We start from the raw sequence: 23,654 nt of genomic DNA, 5'->3' as shown, positions 1-23,654 counted from the left end.
GCATCCTGCATCTCCTGGGTCACCTCGCCAGAAAGCTAAAGCAAAGGCGATGCCAGTTTTGCAAAAACCAATGTTATTAATGTGTTGCGTATTGGTTGCTGAAAGTGAGCGTGATAAAAGTGGACTGAATGGTCAAAATGAGTGCACGAAAAAACGGCAGTCATGCGCAATTGGAGTGCATAAGGTCGTGCCAGGGGTGGGCTTTTGCTATGCTGATGGCGTTGAAAGAAGGAGATGATGATGGCAGAGGGCGCTGTGAAAAAAACCGGGAAGCGTTCGCAGGCGGTGAGCGCAAAGAAAGAGGCTATCCTGGCCGCTGCGCTGGACGCATTTTCCCAATTTGGTATCCACGGTACGCGGCTTGAGCAGGTTGCAGAGTTGGCCGGGGTATCGAAAACCAATCTACTCTATTACTACCCGTCGAAAGAGGCGCTGTATGTCGCCGTACTGCAGCAGATCCTCACCATCTGGCTGGCGCCGCTGAGGGCGTTTCGCGAAGATATCAGCCCGCTGGTTGCTATCCGCGAATATATTCGCCTTAAGCTGGAGGTGTCGCGCGATTATCCGCAGGCCTCCCGGCTGTTTTGTCTGGAGATGCTACAGGGCGCGCCGCTGCTGATGGGCGAGCTGACCGGCGATCTGAAAGCGCTGGTTGATGAGAAATCGGCGATTGTCTCTGGCTGGGTCGATAGCGGGAAACTGGCGCCGGTCGACCCTCAGCATCTGATCTTCATGATCTGGGCCACCACTCAACATTACGCCGATTTTGCCACGCAGATTGAGGCGGTCACCGGCGCAACGTTACGCGACGAGGCGTTTTTTCAACAAACCGTAGACAACGTCCAGCGGATGATCATTGAAGGAATCCGGGTACGTTAATTGGCGGGGGGAAGCGGGCAGCTCTGGTCGCCATCTTCACACTGCAGCAGCGAAGCAAGGAACGATTCGCGCTCAACGGTTTTGTCTGCCATACACTGGTTAATAAGCATCGGCTGGACGCTGCCGCCTTCGGCGCCGGAAGCGAGGAAGGTGCAGTCGGCGTCGCGCAGCGCTATCCACGCCAGCTGCGCTTTTTTCAGCTGTTCCTGCTGTTTACCCGCCGCGCGCTTCAACGCTTCCTGATAAGTCTGATTCAGCTTGCTATCGGCCGCCTGATATTGCGCGGCCGTACACTGGTTCATCTCAGCCTGATTGCCGGCGTTGGCGCATTCGTCCGCCAGCGCATGTCCGCTTGCCAGCAGAGCTGCGAGGGCAACTAAAGTTCGTTTCATTGGTCCACTCCCATAAAAAAAGCTCCCGTCGGGGAGCTTTAATTAACCACAGCCGGCGTCCGGTGTCATCAGCCGACATGGATACCGGTCGGAACAGACCCTTAGCCGATGGTCATCAGGCTGGCGTTACCGCCTGCCGCCGCGGTATTGACGCTCAGCGAGCGTTCAATGTAGAGGCGTTCCAGCAGCAGGTTGGTTTCACCGCGGGCGAAGCCCTGGACCGAAATAATCGCGCCGTCGCGTGCCGCCACCTGTTCGCACAATTCACGCAGCTGATCGGAGTCGCCGTGGTAGATCACCGCATCGAAAGCCTGAGCGGTCAGCATCTCTGGTTTGGCAAAGTGGAGACGTTCGCTGACCTCGCGCGGCAGCTTCTTCGCCAGCTCACGATGCAGAGCGCTCTCCGGCCACAGGATTTCACAGCCGACCGCGGTGACCGCCGCCAGCTGAATCAGCGCATCCTGCTCGTTATCCGCTACGCACAGTACGCGGTCGCGAGGGATAAAGGTCAGGGTATTGCGCTCGCCGGTCGGGCCCGGCAGCAGACGTTGGGTTCCGGCTTGCGCCAGGTCACGGTACTGCTGGCACAGCGCCTGCAGTTCAGGGCGACCGGCGGCCCACTGCTGCAGCGCGTTCAGCGGTTTTTCCAGCAGGGTTTTCAGCTGCGCATCCAGCGGACGTTCCGCATCCTGGCGGGCAAGGGTGGTCCCCACGGCATTTTGCGGACGGCTGGAGAGCAGGCGATACAGATACAGCGGGCCGCCGGCTTTCGGTCCGGTCCCCGACAGACCTTCGCCGCCAAACGGCTGCACGCCGACCACGGCGCCAACCATATTGCGGTTAACGTACAGGTTGCCGACTTTGGCGCTGCCGGTGACCTGAGCGATGGTCTCATCGATGCGGGTATGGACGCCGAGGGTCAGACCGTAGCCGGAGGCGTTAATCTGCTCGACCAGCTGATCCAGGGCGTTACGGTTATAGCGAACCACGTGCAGCACCGGGCCAAAGACCTCTTTTTTCAGCTCATCAAAGCTCTCGAGCTCGATCAGGGTCGGCGGAATGAAGGTCCCGCTTTGCCACTCACGCGCATCCTCGCTGTTTTCCCGTACCGCCTGGAACACCGTGCGGCCCTTGGCGCGCAGGCTCTGAATATGGCGTTCAATATTCTCTTTCGCTTCGGCATCGATGACCGGACCAATGTCGGTGGTCAGACGGCCAGGGTTGCCCATCCGGCATTCGCCCATCGCGCCGCGCAGCATGGTCAGCGTATGGTCGGCGATCTCTTCCTGCAGGCAGAGTATACGCAGGGCGGAACAGCGCTGCCCGGCGCTATCAAACGCCGAGGCCAGCACGTCGACCACCACTTGCTCGGTGAGGGCGGAGGAGTCGACGATCATGGCGTTCATCCCGCCGGTTTCAGCGATAAGCGGCGTCGGGCGACCCTGTGCATCCAGGCGGCTGGCGATATTGCGTTGCAGCAATGTGGCGACTTCGGTTGAGCCTGTGAACATCACGCCGCGAACGCGTTCGTCGGTGGTCAGCGCGGCGCCGACGGTTTCCCCGCGGCCCGGCAGCAGCTGAATTACGCCCGGCGGAACGCCGGCTTCCAGCAGAATTGCCACGCCCTGAGCGGCAATCAGCGGCGTCTGTTCGGCGGGTTTCGCCAGTACGCTGTTACCGGCGGCCAGCGCGGCGGCAATCTGACCGGTGAAAATCGCCAGCGGGAAGTTCCACGGACTAATACAAACGACCGGTCCCAGCGGACGGTGGGTTTCATTATCGAAATCGTCGCGCACCTGACCGGCATAGTAGTGGAGGAAATCGACGGCTTCGCGGACTTCGGCGATGGCGTTGCTGAAGGTTTTACCGGCTTCGCGGACCAGAATGCCGATCAGCGTCTGCATCTGATCTTCCATCAGCACCGCCGCGCGTTCAAGGATCGCCGCTCGCTCCTGCGGCGGGGTGGCAAACCAGATAGGCGCGTTATTGACTGCGCTGGTCAGCGCCAGTTCAATCTCTTCCGGGCGGGCTTCACGCACGTGGCCGACGATATCTTTCGGCTCGGCCGGGTTAATTACCGTCTGCAGTTCCCCGGCAATGACCGGATGTTCCAGCGCCGGCAGCGCCTGCCATTTGTGCAATGCGCTGTTTAGCAGAGAGGAGGAGAGGGAGGCCAGACGATGTTCGTTGGCCAGATCCAGGCCCGCGGAGTTGCTGCGGCCTTTGCCGTACAGATCGCGCGGCAGCGGGATCTTCGGATGGGGCAGACCGGCCTGACCCTCCTGCTGAGCCAGTTTTTCCACGGCGCTGACCGGGTCGGCAACCAGCTCATCCAGCGGTAGCGTCGTATCCGCGATACGGTTAACAAAGGAGGTGTTGGCGCCGTTTTCCAGCAGGCGGCGTACCAGGTATGCCAGCAGCGTTTCGTGGGTCCCGACCGGCGCATAAATCCGGCACGGACGGTTCAGTTTCCCGTCGGCAACCTTGCCGACTACCTGTTCGTAGAGCGGTTCACCCATGCCGTGCAGGCACTGGAATTCATACTGGCCCGGATAGTAGTTCTGCCCGGCCAACTGATAAATGGCTGCCAGGGTGTGGGCGTTGTGGGTGGCGAACTGCGGATAGATCAGGCTCGGCACCGCCAGCAGCTTTTTCGCGCAGGCGAGGTAGGAGACGTCGGTATACACTTTGCGGGTATAGACCGGATAGCCTTCGAGGCCATCCATCTGTGCGCGTTTGATTTCGCTATCCCAGTAGGCCCCTTTTACCAGGCGGATCATCAGGCGACGGCGGCTGCGGGTGGCAAGATCGATCAGGGAATCAATGACGAACGGGCAGCGTTTCTGATAGGCCTGAATGACGAAGCCGATCCCGTTCCAGCCGGCCAGCTCCGGTTCAAAGCACAGCTTCTCCAGCAGGTCGAGAGAGATCTCCAGGCGATCGGCCTCTTCGGCATCGATGTTAATCCCGATATCGTACTGACGCGCCAGCAGGGTCAATGATTTCAGGCGCGGATACAGTTCATCCATCACCCGATCGTATTGCGCGCGGCTGTAGCGCGGGTGCAGCGCGGAGAGCTTGATCGAAATCCCCGGGCCTTCATAAATGCCGCGGCCATTAGAGGCTTTGCCGATCGCGTGGATCGCCTGCTGGTAGGAGACCATATAGGCCTGAGCATCGGCGGCGGTGAGCGCCGCTTCGCCCAGCATATCGTAGGAGTAACGGAACCCTTTCTCTTCCAGCTTGCGGGCGTTGGCCAGCGCTTCGGCGATGGTTTCGCCGGTCACGAACTGTTCGCCCATCAAACGCATCGCCATGTCGACGCCTTTGCGAATCAGCGGTTCGCCGCTTTTGCCGATAATCCGGTTCAGCGAGCGCGAAAGGCTGGTTTCGTTGTGGGTTGAGACCAGTTTGCCGGTAAACAGCAGGCCCCAGGTTGCCGCATTGACGAACAGCGACGGGCTGCGACCGATGTGCGACTGCCAGTTACCGTTGCTGATTTTGTCGCGGATAAGGGCATCGCGGGTGGCTTTGTCCGGAATACGCAGTAGCGCCTCCGCCAGACACATCAGCGCCACCCCTTCCTGTGAAGAGAGCGAAAACTCCTGCAGCAGACTCTGCACCATGCCGGCGCGACCGCTGGCGGTTTTTTGATTACGCAGTTTTTCCGCCAGCTGATAAGCCAGCTTATGCGCCTGGTCTGCCAGCGGCTGCGGCAGGCGCGCCTGCTCCAGCAACATCGGGACGGCGTCGGTTTCTGCCCGGCGGTAGGCGGCGGTAATCGAGGCCCGGGTGACGGACTGCGGCAGAATCTGCTCGGCAAAATCGAGGAAAGGCTGCCACGGTTCATCGACCGGGCTGCTGACGTCATCGCTTTCATTGGCGGCGCCGGCAAGCAGGGCCGGCAGCTCGGGCAGCGTCTCGTCGTTTTCCAGCTTTTCCAGATAGTTGAAAATGGCCTGTTTAATCAGCCAATGCGGCGTGCGGTCAATACGGCTCGCGGCGAACTTGATGCGTTCACGCGTCGCGTCGTCAAGCTTAACACCCATGGTAGTGGTGCCCATGCTTATCACTCCTGTTATGAATCGTTGTTCTTTTTTGCGGTTACGCGAAAATATCCACTATGTTGCAACTTTGTGCAACCTTGTTAATCGTGACCTGTGTAGCAAGCTGAGAAATGAGTGAGTTGTTAATTGAGATGGTGGATGTAACGGGAAATTAACCTTTCTCCATCAGGGTGTTTTTATGCGTCAGTTAACAGTTTTACAAGGTGCAACCAATAAAAACGTGAGAGAGTGCAACCTATAACAAAATGAAGTTTGGTGCGGACAAAAAGTAGTGTAAATGCTGTGTTAAATCGTTTGTGAAATTCCGACGCTTCCGTCAGGATACGGTCGCCCAATACAACCATTGTGCCATTACCCCGTTCCGGTAGTGGAATAAAATGACAAAGCAGGATGTTGTCGACAAAAGAATCTGGAGATTTTACATGGCTATTAGCACCCCCATGTTGGTGACTTTTACTATTTATATATTTGGCATGGTACTGATCGGTTTTATTGCCTGGCGATCGACGAAAAACTTTGATGATTATATTCTCGGCGGCCGCAGTCTCGGGCCATTTGTGACGGCGCTCTCCGCCGGCGCCTCCGATATGAGCGGCTGGCTGCTGATGGGATTACCTGGCGCAATATTTCTCTCCGGTATTTCTGAGAGCTGGATTGCCATTGGTCTGACGCTCGGCGCATGGATTAACTGGAAACTGGTCGCCGGTCGTCTGCGCGTTCATACCGAGGTAAATAATAATGCGCTGACCTTGCCGGATTATTTTACCGGCCGCTTTGAAGATAAAAGCCGTGTGCTGCGTATTATTTCGGCGCTGGTTATTTTGCTGTTCTTCACCATTTATTGTGCCTCCGGGATTGTCGCCGGTGCCCGTCTGTTTGAAAGCACCTTTGGCATGAGCTATGAAACGGCGCTGTGGGCCGGTGCGGCGGCGACGATTGTGTATACCTTCGTCGGCGGATTCCTCGCGGTAAGCTGGACCGATACCGTGCAGGCCAGCCTGATGATTTTCGCGCTGATTCTGACGCCGGTGATGGTGATTATTTCCGTTGGCGGTTTTGGCGAATCGCTGGAAGTGATCAAGCAGAAGAGCATTGAAAACGTCGATATGCTCAAAGGACTGAATTTTGTGGCGATTATTTCGCTGATGGGCTGGGGCCTGGGCTACTTTGGCCAGCCGCATATTCTGGCGCGTTTTATGGCGGCGGATTCCCACCACAGTATCGTTCACGCACGTCGTATCAGCATGACCTGGATGATTCTCTGCCTGGCGGGTGCCGTGGCGGTCGGTTTCTTCGGTATTGCATGGTTCAATAATAACCCGGCGCTGGCCGGCGCGGTGAATCAGAACTCCGAGCGCGTGTTTATCGAACTGGCGCAAATCCTGTTTAACCCGTGGATTGCCGGTATTCTGCTGTCGGCGATTCTGGCGGCGGTAATGTCCACCCTGAGCTGCCAGCTGCTGGTGTGCTCCAGCGCGATTACCGAAGACCTGTATAAAGCGTTTCTGCGTAAAAACGCCGGTCAGAAAGAGCTGGTGTGGGTCGGACGGACGATGGTCCTGGTGGTGGCGCTGATCGCCATTGCGCTGGCGGCAAACCCGAACAACCGTGTGCTGGGTCTGGTGAGCTATGCCTGGGCAGGCTTCGGCGCCGCGTTTGGTCCGGTGGTGCTGTTCTCGGTGATGTGGTCGCGCATGACGCGTAACGGGGCGCTGGCCGGGATGGTGATTGGCGCGCTGACGGTGATTGTCTGGAAACAGTTCGGCTGGCTGGGGCTGTATGAAATCATCCCTGGCTTTATCTTCGGCAGCCTGGGCATCGTGGTCTTCAGCCTGCTGGGCAAAGCCCCGTCGACATCCATGCAGCAACGCTTTGCCGAAGCGGACGCCCATTATCATTCGGCTCCGCCGATACCGGCTACCGCCGAGTAAATTCAGGACCGCTTAATCAAGCCCGCGCTCAGCGGGCTTTTTTGTTGCTGAAAGCAGTTCCGGCGTCCGCCACAGCTCCCCCCTCTTGCTAATTCCATGAAAATACGCTGATATCGGGGGCACAAAAAACAATGAGGATAGCAAAATGACGTTCAGACAGGGTGCGCTGGTGCTGGTGATGGCAGGGCTGCTTGGCGGTTGCGTGGCGCCGGCGAAGAAGCGTCCGCCGACTCCCACGGCAGCGGTATGCCCGGCAGAGAATGCGATGGTGCAGACCACGCTCTATTTCGGTTTAAGCCGGCCGGCGGGTAAAGATATCACCGCCCAGGAGTGGCAGCAGTTTGTTGACCGCGACGTCACGCCGCGTTTTCGCGAGGGGTTAACGGTGTTTGACGCCCGGGGGCAGTGGCTGGGGAATGACGGCAGCGTGGCCCGCGAGCAGAGCAAAGCGCTGATGCTGATTCATGGTAAAGACGGTGGCAGCGAAGAGGGGATTGAGGCGTTACGTCACCTCTATAAATCGCGCTTTGCCCAGGAGTCGGTGATGCGCGTTGACCAGCCGGTCTGCGTTCACTTCTGAAAACAGGGCGGGGAAATTCCCCGCCCTGTCTGTTACAGCACCAGGCCGGCGAAGCTGGCGGAAAGCAGACTGACCAACGTGGCGCCGTAGACCAGACGCAGGCCGAAGCGGGAGACGATATTCCCCTGCTGTTCGTTCAGTCCTTTAATGGCTCCGGCAATAATGCCGATGGAGGCAAAGTTCGCGAAAGAGACCAGGAAGACCGAGAGGATACCCAGTCCACGCGGGGTCATGCCGGCGGCAATTTTTTGCAGCTCAATCATCGCCACGAACTCATTCGCCACCAGCTTGGTTGCCATAATACTTCCGGCGCTCAACGCATCGCTGAGCGGAATACCAATCAGCCAGGCCAGCGGATAAAAAACGTAGCCGAGAATTTGTTGGAAACTCAGGCCAAATAGCGTGGCAAACAGGGCATTAATGGCGCTGATCAGGGCAATAAAACCAATCAGCATCGCCAGAATAATCATCGCCACTTTAAAGCCGGCAAGAATATATTCCCCGAGCATTTCGAAAAAGCTTTGTGATTCGTGGAGCTTCTCCAGCTTAATCTCTTCTTCGCTACCCGGACGCGTCGGGTTAATAATCGACAGTACAATAAAGGTGCTGAACATATTAAGGATCAGCGCCGCGACCACATATTTTGCATCGAGCATGCTCATATAGGCGCCGACGATGGAGAGCGATACCGTTGACATCGCGGTGGCTGCCATGGTGAACAGCCGGCGTGAGGAGAGGTCGCCGAGCACGCCCTTATAGGCGATAAAGTTCTCCGACTGGCCGAGAATCAGCGAGCTGACGGCGTTGAAGGATTCCAGTTTACCCATGCCGTTGACTTTGGAGAGCAGGGTGCCAATCACACGGATGAAAACAGGCAGAATGCGCCAGTGCTGAAGAATACCGATCAGCGCCGAAATAAAGACAATCGGGCACAGCACGCCAAGGAAAATAAACGCCATTCCTTTTTCGCTCATACCGCCAAATACAAAGTTGGTGCCTTCGGCAGCAAAACCGAGCAACGAAGTGAAAAAGCTTGAGATATTTTTAACTATCCACAGACCGCTTTCGGCATGCAGAAAAAAGAATGCCAGCGCAATTTCAATGATAATTAACTGGATAATATAACGAACACGGATTTTTTGTCGGTCATAGCTGGCAAGCCAGGCAAGGCCGAGAATAACCGCCAGCGCCAGCAGGAAGTGCAAGAATTGTGTCATGTTGTTCTTTTCGCAGGTCAATAAGGCCGCTATTTAGCCACAGCCGGTCAGCCTGGTAAATATCTGTAGCGAAAAAACCGCCGCGCCGGCTGCCTGACCGCGATGAAGACAGATAATCCCCTAAGTAATTATTTTAAAGCGATTAATTTACAACTCGATACCAAACTCTCTACATTTCACTTGTGTTTCTGATTATTGTAATGATAATCACTATCAGAAATATTTACTTATCTTTGCATCCACTGACTGCGATTCACATTGAAGGGTGTCGGCATGTTCGTTCCATTTCTCATTATGTTACGCGAAGGGCTGGAGGCGGCGCTGATTGTCAGCCTGATTGCCAGCTATCTCAAACGCACCCAGCGCGGCAGCTTGATTGGCGTCATGTGGATTGGCGTTATCCTGGCGGCGGCGCTGTGCCTGGGCCTGGGGATCTTCATTAACGAAACGACCGGCGAGTTTCCCCAGCGGGAACAGGAGCTGTTCGAAGGCATCGTGGCACTGGTAGCGGTATGCATCCTGACCTGGATGGTCTTCTGGATGCGCAAAGTCTCGCGCAACGTGAAACAGCAGCTGGAACAGGCGGTGGATAATGCGCTGCAGCGCGGTAATCATCATGGCTGGGCGCTGATCATGATGGTCTTTTTCGCCGTCGCGCGGGAAGGGCTGGAGTCGGTGTTCTTCCTGCTGGCGGCCTTCCAGCAGGATGTGGGGATTTGGCCGCCGCTCGGGGCGATGCTGGGGCTGGCTACCGCGATTGTCCTCGGCTTTCTGCTTTACTGGGGCGGGATCCGCCTCAACCTCGGCGTGTTCTTCAAATGGACCAGTCTGTTCATTCTGCTGGTGGCGGCCGGGCTGGCGGCCGGGGCCATTCGCGCCTTCCATGAAGCCGGTCTGTGGAACCACTTCCAGGACGTGGCGTTTGACCTGAGCGGCGTGCTGTCGACCCACACGCTTTTCGGCACGCTGCTCGAAGGGATCTTCGGTTACCAGGAGGCGCCTACCGTCAGTGAAGTGGCGGTCTACTTTATCTATTTGATTCCGGCGCTGGTGCTGTTTGCGCTGCCGCCGCGTAGCAATACAGCAACCTCGCGCACCGCTCCGCTTAAGTAGGGCGCCGCAGGATTATGGTTACAACATACTTACCGAAAGGGATGATCATGATGATTCATTTTCGCCGTAATGCGCTGCAGCTTGCCGTCGCAGCGTTGTTCAGCTCTGCCTTCTACGCTCAGGCTGCGGATATCCCGCAGGTAAAAGTCACCGTTAACGACAAACAGTGTGAGCCGATGAACGTCACCGTGAAAGCGGGGAAAACGCAGTTCATTATTCAAAACCACAGTCAGAAAGCGCTGGAGTGGGAGATTCTCAAAGGCGTGATGGTCGTTGAAGAGCGCGAGAACATTGCGCCAGGCTTTACGCAAAAGCTGACGGCGAACCTGCAGCCGGGCGAATACGATATGACCTGCGGGCTGCTGACCAACCCGAAAGGCAAGCTGATTGTGACCGGTGCCGCCACCAAAGATGCGGCGAAAGCCGATGCGCTGCTGAGTCTTGGCGAGGCGATTACCGCCTATAAAGCCTACGTTACGGCGGAAACCGCACAGCTGGTTAGCGGCACGAAAGCGTTCACCGACGCGGTGAAGGCGGGAGATATTGAAAAAGCGAAAGCGCTGTATGCTCCGACGCGTCAGCACTACGAGCGCATTGAACCGATCGCGGAGCTGTTCTCCGATCTGGACGGCAGTATTGATGCTCGTGAAGACGATTACGAGAAAAAAGCCGCAGATCCGAAATTCACCGGCTTCCACCGTCTGGAAAAAGCCCTGTTTGGCGACAACAGCGTCAAGGGGATGGAAAAGTATGCCGATCAGCTGAACAGCGATGTGCTTGAACTGCAAAAACGCATCAGCGAACTGGCGTTCCCGCCGTCGAAAGTGGTGGGCGGCGCGGCGGGCCTGATTGAAGAAGTCGCGGCCAGCAAAATCAGCGGTGAAGAAGATCGCTACAGCCACACCGATCTGTGGGACTTCCAGGCGAACATCGACGGCGCGCAGAAGATCGTTGACCTGCTGCGCCCGCAGCTGCAAAAAGAGAACAGCGCGCTGCTGGCGAAAGTTGACGCTAACTTCAAGAAAGTTGACGCTATCCTCAGCAAATACCGCACTAAAGACGGCTTCGAAACGTATGACAAGCTGACGGATGCGGATCGTAATGCGTTAAAAGGGCCGATCACCACGCTGGCGGAAGATCTGGCTCAGTTGCGCGGGATCCTTGGGCTGGACTAAGTCGATGGCAGAACAGAAGCAACTTGATGTGAATGAACCTTCACGTCGTCGATTATTAAAAGGGATCGGCGCGCTTGGCGGCGCGCTGGCTATCACCGGCGGCTGTCCGGTGGCACACGCGGCGAAGGGCAACAGCTCTCCGGGCGTGCTGTCGCCGGACGCGCGTGCCGAAGCGCAGCCTTTTTACGGGCAGCACCAGGCCGGCGTGCTGACGCCGCAGCAGGCATCGATGATGCTGGTGGCCTTTGATGTGCTGGCCAGCGATAAAGCTGACCTGGAGCGCCTGTTTCGCCTGCTGACTCAGCGCATTGCCTTTCTGACCAAAGGGGGGCCGGCGCCGGACACGCCAAATCCGCGTCTGCCGCCGATGGATTCGGGGATCCTCGGCGCGTGGATCTCCCCGGATAACCTGACTGTCACCGTTTCGGTTGGCCATTCGCTGTTTGATGAGCGCTATGGATTAGCGGATAAGGCGCCGAAAAAGCTGCAAAAAATGACCCGCTTCCCCAACGATTCGCTGGATGCGGCGCTCTGTCATGGCGATCTGCTGTTGCAAATCTGTGCCAATACTCAGGATACGGTTATCCATGCGCTGCGCGATGTGATTAAACATACGCCGGACCTGCTCAGCGTCCGCTGGAAGCGCGAAGGGTTTATTTCCGATAGCGCCGCGCGGAGTAAAGGCAAAGAGACGCCGGTTAACCTGCTGGGCTTTAAAGACGGCACCGCGAACCCGGTCAGTACCGATAAGGCGCTGATGGATGAAGTGGTATGGGTGACCTCCGATCAAGGCGAGCCTGCGTGGGCAACCGGCGGCAGCTATCAGGCGGCGCGTATCATCCAGTTCCATGTGGAGTTCTGGGATCGCACCCCGCTGAAAGAGCAGCAGACCATTTTTGGGCGCGATAAGCACAGCGGCGCGCCGCTGGGTATGCAGCATGAGCATGACGTGCCGGATTACAGTCGGGATCCTGATGGCGATATTATCGCGCTGGATAGCCACATTCGTCTGGCGAACCCGCGCACACCGCAGACGCAGTCCAGTCTGATGATGCGTCGCGGCTACAGTTATTCGCTGGGGGTGACCAACTCCGGGCAGCTGGATATGGGACTGCTGTTTGTCTGCTATCAGCATGATCTGGAGAAGGGATTCCTGACGGTGCAAAAACGCCTTAACGGCGAAGCGCTGGAGGAGTACGTCAAACCTATCGGCGGCGGCTACTTCTTTGTGTTACCGGGCGTAATCGACAGCCAGCACTACCTGGCGCAATCTCTGCTCGAAGCCTGACGCACCTGCCCGCAAGGGCAGGGCGTTTCTGCTGTTTTTCCATTCTTTTTTTGTATTTCCTGCCTTGTGTTATTTTTCTGTAATCTATTTGTCGGAAACTCTCCTGAGCTGCGATGAGAATTATTTGTTGTCCGCATGTAAAAAATAAGTTGCATTAAGAATTATTTTTGATGTACTTATTACAGACGCGGTAGTTCCCGGCAGTGATGTCGTTTCACTATGGAGATCGCGAATGCCCGATTGCTGTAACGGAAAATGTAAATCTTCTTACCGTACTCCTCAGCACGGGGGCCACACTTCCGGCCGCGATTCCCACACCTCGAATTTTTCTCCAGTCACCACCAATAACCTAAACCCAGACCGGGTACGCGGTGCGCGTAGCCGTGACCCGTTGTCAATTCGACAGGCAAGCAATGGCTTACAAGGAAGCCAAACCTCAATCGTTCGTGCGCATAATCGCGTCGATATTGACGCGTGTGATGTAAACCAACAACGCAAGGTGCTATCCATGGGAAGACAAAAAGCAGTGACCAAAGCTCGTCGTGAGGCCAAACGTGTGCTGAGACAGGATTCGCGCAGCCATAAGCAACGCGAAGAAGAATCGGTCACATCGCTTGTGCAAATGAGTGGCGTAGAAGCAATTGGCATGGCGCGGGACAGCCGTGATACTTCCCCAATTGAAGCGCGCAATGACGCTCAGGCGCATTATTTGAATGCCATCGACAATAAACAGCTGATTTTTGCCACGGGCGAAGCCGGGTGCGGTAAAACCTGGATTAGCGCAGCAAAAGCCGCTGAAGCCCTGATTCACAAAGATGTGGACAGGATTATTGTTACCCGTCCCGTTCTGCAGGCCGATGAAGATCTCGGCTTCTTACCGGGAGATATCGCCGAGAAGTTTGCTCCCTATTTCCGACCGGTGTACGACGTACTGGTGAGAAGGCTGGGCGCTTCCTTTATGCAATACTGCCTGCGACCGGAAATTGGCAAGGTGGAAATCGCGCCGTTCGCCTATATGCGCGGACGTACATTTGAAAATGCGGTTGTGATTCTGGACGAGGCTCAGAACGTGACCGCTGCGCAAATGAAAATGTTTTTAACCCGCCTCGGGGAAAACGTGACGGTCATCGTGAACGGCGACATTACCCAGTGTGATTTACCCTCTGGCGTGAAGTCCGGGCTGGTCGATGCGCTGGCGCGTTTTGCGGAAGACGACATGATCGGCGTTGTGCGTTTTACCGCCGATGATTGCGTCCGTTCGATGCTTTGCCAGCGAACGTTGAAAGCCTACTACTGATCGCTATCTTGTGTGCAAAGCCCGGGGAAACCCGGGCTTTGTTATCTGGAGCGCAGGGCGTTAGCCGATCGCGCCCAGCGCATCTTCGCTGCCCTGGGTTTTTGGCAGCAGGAACAGGGTGGCGAAAATATCCAGCAGATAGAGCAGGGCCAGCAGGGTGATCGCCGCGGTAAACGACCAGTGGCTGACGAACAGGCCAATCACCAGCGGTCCAAAGCCGCCCACGCCGCGCCCGAGGTTAAACAGCACGTTCTGCGCGGTGGCGCGGACCTGTAGCGGATAGGTATCAGAGATCAGCGCGCCATAGCCGCCAATCATGCCGTTGACAAACATCCCCATTACCGCTCCGGTAAACAGCATCAGGGTCGGGTCCCGCAGCTGGGCGTAGACGATGACCATCACGACGGCCCCCACCTGGTAAATCAGAAAGATCTTCCAGCGGGCGAAACGGTCTGCCAGCACGCCGAACAGCCAGATGCCGAAGGTCATCCCCACGACGGTGACCGCCGTCCACAGCCCTGATTTGGTGAGCGAAAAGCCAAAACTGGAGGAGAGATAGCTGGGCATCCAGATCATCAGGCCATAGTAGCCAAAATTCTGTACCGAGCAGAGGATGAGGATGCCGATACTGGCCTTCGAGGTGGCGCGGTCGGCAAACAGCATCCTGAGGCGCGCGGTGAACGATATTTCCTGCGCGACGCGGCTATCTTTGGTAAACGCCTCCGGTTCTCCCATCCCGCGGCGGATGGCAAATGAGACCAGCGCCGGCAGAAGGCCAACCAGAAACATCCCGCGCCAGCCGATGATATCCAGCAGGAGAGGGGTGATAAAGGCGGCCAGCAGCACGCCAAGCTGCCAGCCGATACCAACCCACGCCGAGGCGCGGTTGCGCTTATGGGCCGGCCAGACTTCGGCAATCAGCGCCATGCCGATACCGAATTCGCCGCCGAGCCCCATACCCGCAAGGGTGCGATAGGCCAGCAGATCCCAATAGCCCTGGGCAACCGCACAGAGACCGGTAAAGACCGAGAACATCAGGATCGTGAAGGTCAGGACGCGAATGCGGCCCAGACGGTCGCTGAGATGGCCGAAAAAAATCCCGCCCAGTACCGCGCCAATCAGCGTCCAGGTAACGAGGGAACCGGCCTGAGAAGTGGTGAGCGCCAGCGAAACGCTGATTGCCGGCAGCATGAAACCGAGGATCAGCAGGTCAAAGCCATCCATTGCGTAGCCGCTGATCGCCGCGACCATGGCTTTCGCCGGCGTTACGCCGCGTTTGTTAAGTGGAGAAGAGAACGTCATGTCCAGACCTTTGGAATAAAAATGTGCGCTAAGTATAAATTTGTCAGCGGATGCGATCTACTCGGTTGAGGGGCATTGTTGGCTGTTATGATGACATTAACTGTATGTTTTTAATATTTATAACGGAATAAATGACCGGGGTTTTATTTAAAACATTGTCTGTCATGCTTCATGGGGAAAAAGTAGTAACGTAATGTGTTGACGACAAAAAACGAGGAACGTCGGATTCTGCCTGCGGGGCGGCCAGTCGGGGAGGCATTTATGCCGATTCAGGGAGAAGGACGTATGCCTGTATGTGGGAGTTTTGCTTCGCCTGTAGACAATCTTTCTTGTAGCGGAGTTTGTGCCCTGACATTTCGCTTAACCATTTATTAAGCGGCTTTTCTTTGTCATTTAATCCGGCGGTGCGCTAGCGTATCAGGTTGAGCCGCTCTTCATAGAAACGCGCCCACGCTTCGGCGCGTCGTCGCCGCCCAGCACTTTCCCCAGCAGCCTTTTGCTGGTGACGCTGTTGGTAAGAGGGCGCAGGCGAAAGTCGATAAAGACGACGGGAATACCGATCGCCGCAAGCTGATCCAGCACGCGGCTCTCTTTCAGTTTTCCCCGTACGCCAAAATCGAAGACGTTCAGATCCGGCTGCATCTGAACGGCGCGCTCGACGCTGAAACCAGTGAGATATGCATTTTCAAGCATCGGCAGCTGTTTTAGCTGGGGGGATTTTGCAAGATAAAGCGAGTCAAGGTCCGGCGCTTTGATTTTGAGGGGATTATCCCAGGCAATCAGCTGCGCAAAAGGATTATCCGGATGCACAATCTGTCATGCCTGAATGGCCCTGGCATCCGCCAGGATGACTCTTTTGCCGGTTGCTGGAGGGGCACTTCTCTTCCGACAATATCCATCGCCGTGACGGGAGATGCCTGTAAATTTGCTGCCGACAGTAAAAGTAGCCAGCCTAATACCAGCCGCCAGAAAAGTTTCTGCCTCATTTTATCCAATCCGTCTGTCCGCAGCCGTGAGACAACCCGGCCAGTTTGGCTGGAGCGTAAAACAACCTTCGGTTCAAAAAAAAGTTTACATTGCTATGTATTGCTAACTATTATCATTTCGTTTCTCATAATTCAAATCATTCGCAATACAAATAATTGATAATTAATATATTTATTTTACAGGGGATCTTCTCATGTCTGGTCACTTCCGGCTCTCGCTGCTTGCTAGCGCTATTGTTTTAGCGTTCCCGGCCTGGGCTGCTGATAAAAATGATAACTCTTCGTCAACCGATCGTACGGATACCCTGACGGTCGTGGGCAACTGGCTTGATTCGCCGGATTACAGCACGGTAGTGCTCGATCATCCTGGCGCCAGGACCATCGTGACGGAGCAGCAGGTTAAGGAAAAAGGCGGTGAGACGATTTCAGAAGCGCTGCGCGGTATTCCCGGGGTTCAGGTTCAGGAGAATAACGGCACCGGCGGGAGCGATGTGTCACTGAACGTCGGCGTGCGCGGCCTGACATCGCGCCTTTCGCCTCGCTCAACCATCATGATGGACGGCGTACCGCTTTCTGTCGCGCCTTACGGCCAGCCTCAGCTGTCAATGGCTCCGCTGTCAATGGGGAATATTCAGTCCATTGACGTCATCCGCGGCGGCAGCGCCGTTCGTTACGGCCCGCAGAACGTCGGCGGAGTGATCAACTTTGTCTCGAAGGATATTCCGGAAACGTTCGGCGGCGCGGTGAGCGCGCAAACGGAAGGGGCCTCACACGGCGGATTAAAAACGCTGACCAGCGCTTCCGTTGGCGGCACGGCGGAGAACGGTCTGGGGGCGGAGCTGCTGTACTCGGGTCTGCACGGCCAGGGATACCGGGAAAATAATGACAATACCGATATTGACGATTTTATGCTGAAAACGCGTTATCGTTTCACTCCGCAGGACGAACTGACCGGTAACTTCCATTATTATAACGCCTCCGCGGGTATGCCCGGCGGCCTGACGAAAGAGCAGTACCAGCAAAATCCCTTCCAGTCAGTGCGCCCGTTCGATCAGTTTGCCGGACGCCGCCAGGATATGTCTTTCAAATATCGCCATCAGGAAGAGGATAGCCAGTTTGAAGTGCTGACCTATTTCACCAAAAGTTTCCGCACCAGCGATATTCAGACCAACGGCTCCGGGGCTCTGGAAGGGCAGAGTCGTCTGGCTGCCGCCCCTCGCCACTACACCACCTGGGCCATCGAACCAACCTATTCGCATCTGTTCCGCTTCTGGGATATGGCCCATGAAGTCACCCTTGGCTATCGCTATCTGAACGAGACATCGGATGAAAAAGGATATCGGTCCAACTGGTACGATCCGACGACCACGACCTCTGCCCCGAATTCTAAAGAAAACTATTATCAGCATACCTCCGGCGGTACGGAAGCTAACGCGTTTTATATTGATGATGCCGTCAACGTTGGTAACTGGACGATTACCCCGGGGCTGCGTTATGAAAGCATCCGCACGCATGTGAATGACGCTTTTGCCGATATTGCGCGTGAAAAATCGTACAGTGAACCGCTGCCATCGATCAACGTGATGTATCACCTGTCCGATAGCTGGAAGCTATTTGCTAATGCCAATACCTCTTTCGGCAGCTTGCAGTATTTCCAGCTCACCCGCGGAGGGAATCACGGGCAGCCGGCTCCGGGCCTGCAGCCGGAAAAGGCGCGCACCTATGAAGTCGGTACCCGCTATGACGACTCCTTACTCAAAGCGGAGCTGACGGCTTTCTACATTGATTTTGATAATCAGCTGCAGTACATCAACAACACCATCGGCTGGACCACGCTGGGCGCCACCAAACATCAAGGCGTCGAGCTGGCTCTGAACTACGATCTCAGCGAACTGACGCACAGCCTGGATGGGCTCAGCCTCTATTCCACCTATACCTATACCCGCGCCGTATCCGTCAGCGGCGAGTTTTCGGGTAAAGATCTGCCCTTCTATTCCCGCCAGGTGCTGACGGTAGGTTCCCGCTACGCGACGGGCAACTGGGTGTGGAACGTCGATGGCTATTCGCAATCCCGCCAGCATTCTCCGGGGTCTTCTGCTGCCGGGAATGGTTATATCACCCAGGAGAGCGATGATGGCCAGTACGGTAATATTGCCGGCTATATGGTGTGGAATATGCGCGGCGAATATGACATGGGGCCGTCGTGGTCAAATCTGAAACTGGGCGCCGGGGTTAAAAACCTTTTCGATCAGCGCTACTACACGCGTTCAACGGATAATAACTACGGCAAATATGTCGGCGAGCCGCGGACCTTCTTTGTTCAGGCGTCGCTGGCGTTCTAAACGTGTGACGCTTCGCGGGGCAGGGATGCACCGCAAAGCGGTCAGGTCAGAGAGCGGGGGGTTGGCGGAGGAGCGATAAGGCCATACCTCCGGCTGGGTGCAATATGCGAAAAAAAGCCCGTACCTGCGTACGAGCTCTTCTTTAAATATGGCGGTGAGGGGGGATAGATTCGCTTCGCTCACCGTTACTCGGCCCGTCCCTGGGCCTCGCCCCTTCGGGGCCAACGCAGGCGTTGTTCAAAAATGCTCCCGGCATTTTTGTGCGGGCAGCCCGCTCGCAGGCTCGCGGTCTGTCCAGCTGGCTGCGCCAGCTGTCGACCCCCGGTCGGGGTTTCTCATCCCCCGGGCGGTGCCACAGGCGAAAAAAAAGCCCGTACCTGCGTACGAGCTCTTCTTTAAATATGGCGGTGAGGGGGGATTCGAACCCCCGATACGTTGCCGTATACACACTTTCCAGGCGTGCTCCTTCAGCCACTCGGACACCTCACCATATTGTTTTGCTGCTCACCTTGGGTGGGCAACGGGGCGCTACTATAGGGAGTTGCACTAAAACGGTCAAGCAGTATTTATTCTTTCTTTACCGTTCGGTCAAGCAATGAACACTGCCCCGCTGAAAACCGACGGGGCAGCGATTTTAACGCAGAGAATCAAGCTGTTTGCGATGCTTCACCAGCCTCGTGCGCTGCTTTAGCGCCACGCTGGCAGGCCGGGAAGGCACTGATGTCAGATTTGGCCAAAGCGTCCGCCGTTAAAATCGCGCACGGCTTCTGCGATCTGCTGCCTGGTATTCATCACAAACGGACCGTAACCCACAATGGGCTCCCGCAACGGTTCACCGGCTAGCAGCAGCACTTTGGCATTCGCCGTTGCATGAAGATGAATCGCTTCTCCCTGCTGACTAAACACCACCAGTTGCCCTTCACGTGCCTGCTCTGCACCGTTGACCGTAATCTCACCTTCAAGGACCACTAGCGCACTGCTCCAGCCATCAGGCTGACGGAGCGTGATGTCATGGCCCTGATTCAGCTGCATATCCCAGACGTTCAGTGGCGAGAAAGTGTGCGCAGGTCCAGTCACCTGGTCATAGCTGCCGGCGATAACCCGGATATTTCCCGCGCCGTCCGCCAGGGCGACATCGGGGATGACATCCGCGGTGATGCTCTGATAGCCCGGATGAGTCATTTTGTCTTTCGCCGGCAGGTTGACCCACAGCTGGATCATCTTCAGTTCGCCGCCGGTGCGGGTAAACTCCGCCGAATGGAACTCTTCATGCAGAATGCCGGCGCCGGCGGTCATCCACTGCACATCGCCCGGGCCAATGACCCCACCTTTACCCGTCGAGTCACGGTGTTCAACTTCACCGGAATAGACGATGGTGACGGTTTCAAATCCGCGATGCGGATGTTCGCCAACCCCACGTCTGCCGCTTCCCGCCGGGAAGTGGTGAGGACCGGCGTAGTCCAGCAGCAGGAAGGGGCTTAACGGTTCGCCATGAGTCTGGTAAGAGAACAGTGAGCGAACCGGAAAGCCATCCCCAACCCAATGTTGGGCCGGTGCGGTGTAGACGCCTGTAATCTGTTTCATGGTGCTCTCCTGTGTCGCGATTTCTGATGACTATAAGATTAGATCTGCGGCCAATAAACCGGTAGATAGCAAAACTGGCCTATACTGTTCTGAAAATGGAACAATGGAGGAAGGATGCTCGATCTCAATGACTTAGCCTGGTTTGTCCAGGTCGTCGATCATGAAGGATTCGCCGCGGCGGGCAGGGCGCTCGATCAGCCGAAATCAAAATTAAGCCGTCGGATCGCGCAGCTGGAAGAGCGGCTTGGTGTGCGGCTGATTCATCGCACGACCCGGCAGTTCGTGGTCACCGAAGTGGGGCAGACCTTCTACCAGCACTGCAAAGCGATGCTGATAGAGGCCGAGGCGGCGCAGCAGGCGGTGGAAACGCTGCGTTCGGAGCCGCGCGGCAGCGTTAAACTCACCTGCCCGGTGACCTTATTGCATGCCCATGTCGGGCCGATGCTGGCGCGGTTTATGCTACGTTACCCGGGCGTCAATGTGCAGCTGGAGGCTACCAATCGGCGGGTGGACGTTGTTGGCGAAGGGATTGATGTTGCGATCCGCGTGCGCCCGCGTCCGTTTGACGATAGCGATCTGGTGATGCGGGTACTGGCCGACCGCGGACAGCGTCTGGTCGCCAGCCCGGCTTGTATTGCGCGAATGGGGCGGCCACAGGCGCCATCGCAGCTGAGTACGTGGCCGGGACTGAGTCTCGATGCCGGAAAGCATCAGCATAAGTGGCAACTGAGCGGGCCGGAGGGGGCAAAGGCGGAAGTCTATTTCACGCCGCGGATGGTTACGACGGACATGCTGGCATTGCGTGAAGCGGCGATAGCCGGCGTTGGGGTGGTTCAGCTTCCTCTCTTAATGGTGCGCGATCAGCTGGCTGCCGGGACCCTGGAGGTGGTACTGGATGCGTGGCAACCACAGCGGGAAGTCATTCATGCGGTTTTTGCCTCTCGTCGCGGTCTGCTGCCGTCGGTGAGAGCACTGGTAGACTTTCTGAGCGAAGAATACCAGCGGATGGAAGAGGATTGATAAGGGGGCTGTATCCCGGGCAAAGCACGCATGTCGACCCCCGGTCGGGGCTTCTCATCCCCCCCGGGCGGTGCCACAGGCGAAAAAAAAGCCCGTACCTGCGTACGAGCTCTTCTTTAAAGATGGCGGTGAGGGGAGGATTGATTCGCTTCGCTCACCGTTACTCGGCCCGTCCCTGGGCCTCGCCCCTTCGGGGCCAACGCAGGCGTTGTTCAAAAATGCTCCCGGCATTTTTGTGCGGGCAGCCCGCTCGCAGGCTCGCGGTCTGGGCTTCTCATCCCCCCCGGGGCGGTGCCACAGGCGAAAAAAAAGCCCGTACCTGCGTACGAGCTCTTCTTTAAATATGGCGGTGAGGGGGGGATTCGAACCCCCGATACGTTGCCGTATACACACTTTCCAGGCGTGCTCCTTCAGCCACTCGGACACCTCACCATATTGTTTTGCTGCTCACCCTGGGTGGGCAACGGGCGCTAATTTAGGGAAATACGTATCTCTCGTCAATCAACTTTTTCAAAAAACAGCGCGTTTAGACAAACTTCGCGCAACTTGCTTTTTAAATGCGCGACAATCGATTTTTTTGTCGCCACCCTCTTTTTATTCGATAGAAAAATGAAATTTGCTATGCTGGCAATCCAATAGAAAACAATAAGTAAAATACGGCGCCAGGGTCAACCTGCAACCAGCGCCCGCGATCAGGAGCCATGATGGACATAATCTTTTATCACCCGACATTTGATACCGCTTACTGGGTTGCTGAGCTGGAAAAACAGCTGCCGGGCGCGCGCGTACGCGAATGGAAATCCGGCGATACTCAGCATGCGGACTATGCGCTGGTCTGGCATCCGCCGGTGGAAATGCTTCAGGGACGGGACTTAAAAGCCGTTTTTGCCCTCGGCGCTGGCGTCGATTCAATTCTGAGTAAACTCCGTGAACACCCGGAAATGCTGCCGATGTCGATTCCACTCTTTCGCCTCGAAGACACCGGAATGGGTCAGCAGATGCAAGAGTATGCGGTGAGCCAGGTGCTGCACTGGTTCCGTCGCTTCGACGACTACCAGGCATTAAAACAGCAGGCCCGCTGGCAGCCGCTGGAGGATTATCGTCGCGAAGAGTTCACTATCGGGATAATGGGCGCGGGCGTGCTTGGTTCGAAAGTGGCGGAAGCGCTTCAGGTATGGGGATTTCCGCTGCGGAGCTGGAGCCGTAGTCGTAAATCCTGGCCTCAGGTGCAAAGCTTTGCCGGTCAGGAGGAGCTGGGCGACTTCCTCGGCGCGACGCGGGTACTGATCAACCTGCTGCCAAACACGGCGGAAACCGTCGGCATTATTAATCAGCGACTGTTGGCGCAGCTTCCGGATAACAGCTATGTTCTCAATCTGGCACGTGGCGTTCACGTGGTCGAAGCGGATCTGCTGGCGGCACTGAATAGCGGTAAGCTTAAAGGCGCGATGCTGGATGTCTTTAGCCGCGAGCCATTACCGGCGGAAAGTCCGCTGTGGGCGCATCCTCGGGTGGCGATGACGCCACATGTCGCCGCAGTCACCCGTCCGCTGGAAGCGATCACCTATATTGCCAGCACCATTGGCCGCCTGGAGCGTGGGGAGGCGGTGAACGGGCAGGTCGATCGTCAGCGCGGATACTAAGAGAAACCCCGCTGTGGCGGGGTTTTGCTAATCATGCGTCCTGATTCCTGCTATTCTTGCCACAAACAGAGAAGGAGATTGTGATGTATCCTGTTGACCTGCACATGCATACCGTCGCCAGTACCCACGCCTACAGTACCCTGCACGATTATATTGCTGAAGCAAAGCGTAAGGGGATCAAACTTTTTGCCATAACCGATCATGGTCCGGATATGGCCGATGCTCCGCACTACTGGCATTTCGTCAATATGCGCATCTGGCCGCGGATGGTCGACGGCGTCGGCATTTTACGGGGTATTGAAGCCAACATAAAAAACACCCTCGGCGAAATTGACTGCACCGGGCCGATGCTGACCTCGCTGGACCTGTTCATTGCGGGCTTCCATGAGCCGGTTTTCCCGCCGCAGGATAAAGCCACCCATACTGAAGCGATGATCGCCACTATGGCGAGCGGCGCGGTACATATTATTAGCCATCCGGGTAATCCGAAATACCCCGTCGATATTCCGGCGATAGCCGCCGCGGCGGCAAAATACCAGGTGGCGCTGGAAATCAACAACTCATCCTTCGTCTCGTCGCGTGTGGGCAGCGAAGATAACTGCCGGGCGGTTGCCGCCGCCGTGCGCGATGCCGGAGGTTGGGTCGCGCTGGGATCGGATTCGCATACCGCATTTACGCTCGGCGAGTTCAAAGAGTGTCGTAAGATCCTCGATGATGTGAACTTCCCCGAAGAGCGGATCCTTAACGTGTCCCCGCGTCGGCTGTTGAATTTCCTTGAGTCTCGCGGGATGCCGGCGATCCCTGAATTTGCCGATCTTTAATATGAATAACTGGAAAA

General features: G+C 56.5%; 18 protein-coding genes and 2 tRNA genes. 12 read left to right on the top strand and 8 right to left on the bottom strand.

Annotation, left to right across the window (positions count from 1 at the left end):
• Positions 1-240 precede the first annotated feature (240 nt).
• Positions 241-879: an HTH-type transcriptional regulator RutR gene (gene rutR, locus OQV00_RS16810; RefSeq protein ID WP_004860428.1), complete on the top strand. Its 639-nt coding sequence runs from the start codon at positions 241-243 to the stop codon at positions 877-879.
• On the opposite strand, the gene OQV00_RS16805 is transcribed toward rutR, so the two are convergent.
• Both OQV00_RS16805 and putA read right to left on the bottom strand, forming a co-directional pair.
• On the bottom strand, positions 876-1,271 hold the full coding sequence (locus OQV00_RS16805; RefSeq protein WP_004860430.1) for a lysozyme inhibitor LprI family protein: 396 nt from the start codon (positions 1,269-1,271) through the stop codon (positions 876-878). The two genes, rutR and OQV00_RS16805, sit on opposite strands and share 4 nt — an antisense overlap.
• 101 nt (positions 1,272-1,372) lie before the next feature.
• On the bottom strand, positions 1,373-5,335 hold the full coding sequence (gene putA, locus OQV00_RS16800) for a trifunctional transcriptional regulator/proline dehydrogenase/L-glutamate gamma-semialdehyde dehydrogenase (RefSeq protein ID WP_004860432.1): 3,963 nt from the start codon (positions 5,333-5,335) through the stop codon (positions 1,373-1,375).
• A 425-nt stretch (positions 5,336-5,760) separates the two neighbouring features.
• Here putA and putP point away from each other — a divergent pair, with 425 nt between their 5' ends.
• Together putP and OQV00_RS16790 are read left to right on the top strand one after the other, a co-directional pair.
• A complete protein-coding gene (gene putP / locus OQV00_RS16795) occupies positions 5,761-7,269 on the top strand; it encodes a sodium/proline symporter PutP (RefSeq protein WP_015584668.1) in 1,509 nt (502 codons plus the stop codon).
• Positions 7,270-7,414: 145 nt separating this feature from the next.
• Positions 7,415-7,849: a DUF3574 domain-containing protein gene (locus OQV00_RS16790; protein ID WP_004860436.1), complete on the top strand. Its 435-nt coding sequence runs from the start codon at positions 7,415-7,417 to the stop codon at positions 7,847-7,849.
• 32 nt (positions 7,850-7,881) lie between these two features.
• Here OQV00_RS16790 and OQV00_RS16785 read toward each other — a convergent pair whose 3' ends face one another.
• Entirely contained in the window at positions 7,882-9,066 is a 1,185-nt protein-coding gene (locus tag OQV00_RS16785; RefSeq protein WP_004860438.1) for a NupC/NupG family nucleoside CNT transporter, read from the bottom strand.
• Between the two features lie 273 nt (positions 9,067-9,339).
• On the opposite strand from OQV00_RS16785, the gene efeU reads away from it, so the two are divergent.
• The 4 genes from efeU to phoH all read left to right on the top strand — a co-directional run bounded on the left by efeU (position 9,340) and on the right by phoH (position 13,939).
• Positions 9,340-10,179, top strand: a complete 840-nt coding sequence (gene efeU, locus OQV00_RS16780) for an iron uptake transporter permease EfeU (RefSeq protein ID WP_004860440.1) — start codon at positions 9,340-9,342, stop codon at positions 10,177-10,179.
• Between the two features lie 47 nt (positions 10,180-10,226).
• On the top strand, positions 10,227-11,354 hold the full coding sequence (gene efeO / locus OQV00_RS16775) for an iron uptake system protein EfeO (RefSeq protein ID WP_143722685.1): 1,128 nt from the start codon (positions 10,227-10,229) through the stop codon (positions 11,352-11,354).
• A gap of 4 nt (positions 11,355-11,358) precedes the next feature.
• Entirely contained in the window at positions 11,359-12,642 is a 1,284-nt protein-coding gene (efeB, locus tag OQV00_RS16770; protein WP_032717675.1) for an iron uptake transporter deferrochelatase/peroxidase subunit, read from the top strand.
• Between the two features lie 508 nt (positions 12,643-13,150).
• Positions 13,151-13,939, top strand: coding sequence for a phosphate starvation-inducible protein PhoH (phoH, locus tag OQV00_RS16765; RefSeq protein WP_015584664.1), 789 nt, complete (start codon positions 13,151-13,153; stop codon positions 13,937-13,939).
• A gap of 60 nt (positions 13,940-13,999) precedes the next feature.
• Here phoH and OQV00_RS16760 read toward each other — a convergent pair whose 3' ends face one another.
• Both OQV00_RS16760 and OQV00_RS16755 read right to left on the bottom strand, forming a co-directional pair.
• Positions 14,000-15,241 carry an MFS transporter gene (locus tag OQV00_RS16760; protein WP_015584663.1) on the bottom strand — a complete coding sequence of 414 codons (1,242 nt, stop codon included), beginning with the start codon at positions 15,239-15,241 and terminating at the stop codon, positions 14,000-14,002.
• Between the two features lie 417 nt (positions 15,242-15,658).
• Positions 15,659-16,051 carry a TroA family protein gene (locus OQV00_RS16755; protein ID WP_266279065.1) on the bottom strand — a complete coding sequence of 131 codons (393 nt, stop codon included), beginning with the start codon at positions 16,049-16,051 and terminating at the stop codon, positions 15,659-15,661.
• On the opposite strand from OQV00_RS16755, the gene OQV00_RS16750 reads away from it, so the two are divergent.
• Both OQV00_RS16750 and OQV00_RS16745 read left to right on the top strand, forming a co-directional pair.
• Positions 16,046-16,387, top strand: a complete 342-nt coding sequence (locus tag OQV00_RS16750; protein WP_266279063.1) for a hypothetical protein — start codon at positions 16,046-16,048, stop codon at positions 16,385-16,387. The two genes, OQV00_RS16755 and OQV00_RS16750, sit on opposite strands and share 6 nt — an antisense overlap.
• Positions 16,388-16,421: 34 nt before the next feature.
• Positions 16,422-18,569 (top strand): TonB-dependent receptor family protein, encoded by a 2,148-nt coding sequence (locus OQV00_RS16745; RefSeq protein ID WP_075808854.1) that lies wholly within the window; start codon positions 16,422-16,424, stop codon positions 18,567-18,569.
• Positions 18,570-18,971: 402 nt separating this feature from the next.
• Here the strand turns inward: OQV00_RS16745 and OQV00_RS16740 are convergent.
• A tRNA-Ser gene (locus OQV00_RS16740) sits at positions 18,972-19,058 on the bottom strand.
• A 234-nt stretch (positions 19,059-19,292) separates the two neighbouring features.
• On the bottom strand, positions 19,293-20,153 hold the full coding sequence (locus tag OQV00_RS16735) for a pirin family protein (protein ID WP_004860458.1): 861 nt from the start codon (positions 20,151-20,153) through the stop codon (positions 19,293-19,295).
• Between the two features lie 114 nt (positions 20,154-20,267).
• On the opposite strand from OQV00_RS16735, the gene OQV00_RS16730 reads away from it, so the two are divergent.
• On the top strand, positions 20,268-21,173 hold the full coding sequence (locus OQV00_RS16730) for a LysR family transcriptional regulator (RefSeq protein WP_044351425.1): 906 nt from the start codon (positions 20,268-20,270) through the stop codon (positions 21,171-21,173).
• 344 nt (positions 21,174-21,517) lie between these two features.
• Here the strand turns inward: OQV00_RS16730 and OQV00_RS16725 are convergent.
• Positions 21,518-21,605 (bottom strand) — tRNA-Ser (locus OQV00_RS16725).
• A 272-nt stretch (positions 21,606-21,877) separates the two neighbouring features.
• Here OQV00_RS16725 and ghrA point away from each other — a divergent pair.
• The gene (gene ghrA, locus OQV00_RS16720; RefSeq protein WP_004860461.1) at positions 21,878-22,816 is read left to right on the top strand and encodes a glyoxylate/hydroxypyruvate reductase GhrA; all 939 of its coding nucleotides are present in this window, start codon (positions 21,878-21,880) and stop codon (positions 22,814-22,816) included.
• 83 nt (positions 22,817-22,899) lie between these two features.
• The gene (locus OQV00_RS16715) at positions 22,900-23,637 is read left to right on the top strand and encodes a phosphatase (RefSeq protein WP_004860463.1); all 738 of its coding nucleotides are present in this window, start codon (positions 22,900-22,902) and stop codon (positions 23,635-23,637) included.
• Positions 23,638-23,654 lie beyond the last annotated feature (17 nt).

The organism is Klebsiella sp. DY2415 (assembly GCF_026314315.1).
GTDB lineage: Bacteria > Pseudomonadota > Gammaproteobacteria > Enterobacterales > Enterobacteriaceae > Klebsiella > Klebsiella ornithinolytica.
The sequence above is the reverse complement of the archived record's forward strand: the minus strand, read 5'-3'. Positions and strand labels throughout refer to the sequence as shown.

Bases quoted from the DNA above. Each gene is read 5' to 3' on its own strand.
- ghrA (WP_004860461.1), top strand. From the start codon at position 21,878: ATGGACATAATCTTTTATCACCCGACATTTGATACCGCTTACTGGGTT.
- OQV00_RS16790 (WP_004860436.1), top strand. From the start codon at position 7,415: ATGACGTTCAGACAGGGTGCGCTGGTGCTGGTGATGGCAGGGCTGCTT.
- putP (WP_015584668.1), top strand. From the start codon at position 5,761: ATGGCTATTAGCACCCCCATGTTGGTGACTTTTACTATTTATATATTT.
- OQV00_RS16715 (WP_004860463.1), top strand. From the start codon at position 22,900: ATGTATCCTGTTGACCTGCACATGCATACCGTCGCCAGTACCCACGCC.
- OQV00_RS16735 (WP_004860458.1), bottom strand. From the start codon at position 20,153: ATGAAACAGATTACAGGCGTCTACACCGCACCGGCCCAACATTGGGTT.
- OQV00_RS16785 (WP_004860438.1), bottom strand. From the start codon at position 9,066: ATGACACAATTCTTGCACTTCCTGCTGGCGCTGGCGGTTATTCTCGGC.
- OQV00_RS16745 (WP_075808854.1), top strand. From the start codon at position 16,422: ATGTCTGGTCACTTCCGGCTCTCGCTGCTTGCTAGCGCTATTGTTTTA.
- phoH (WP_015584664.1), top strand. From the start codon at position 13,151: ATGGGAAGACAAAAAGCAGTGACCAAAGCTCGTCGTGAGGCCAAACGT.
- efeO (WP_143722685.1), top strand. From the start codon at position 10,227: ATGATGATTCATTTTCGCCGTAATGCGCTGCAGCTTGCCGTCGCAGCG.
- rutR (WP_004860428.1), top strand. From the start codon at position 241: ATGGCAGAGGGCGCTGTGAAAAAAACCGGGAAGCGTTCGCAGGCGGTG.
- OQV00_RS16730 (WP_044351425.1), top strand. From the start codon at position 20,268: ATGCTCGATCTCAATGACTTAGCCTGGTTTGTCCAGGTCGTCGATCAT.
- efeB (WP_032717675.1), top strand. From the start codon at position 11,359: ATGGCAGAACAGAAGCAACTTGATGTGAATGAACCTTCACGTCGTCGA.
- efeU (WP_004860440.1), top strand. From the start codon at position 9,340: ATGTTCGTTCCATTTCTCATTATGTTACGCGAAGGGCTGGAGGCGGCG.
- OQV00_RS16750 (WP_266279063.1), top strand. From the start codon at position 16,046: ATGCACAATCTGTCATGCCTGAATGGCCCTGGCATCCGCCAGGATGAC.
- putA (WP_004860432.1), bottom strand. From the start codon at position 5,335: ATGGGCACCACTACCATGGGTGTTAAGCTTGACGACGCGACGCGTGAA.
- OQV00_RS16760 (WP_015584663.1), bottom strand. From the start codon at position 15,241: ATGACGTTCTCTTCTCCACTTAACAAACGCGGCGTAACGCCGGCGAAA.
- OQV00_RS16805 (WP_004860430.1), bottom strand. From the start codon at position 1,271: ATGAAACGAACTTTAGTTGCCCTCGCAGCTCTGCTGGCAAGCGGACAT.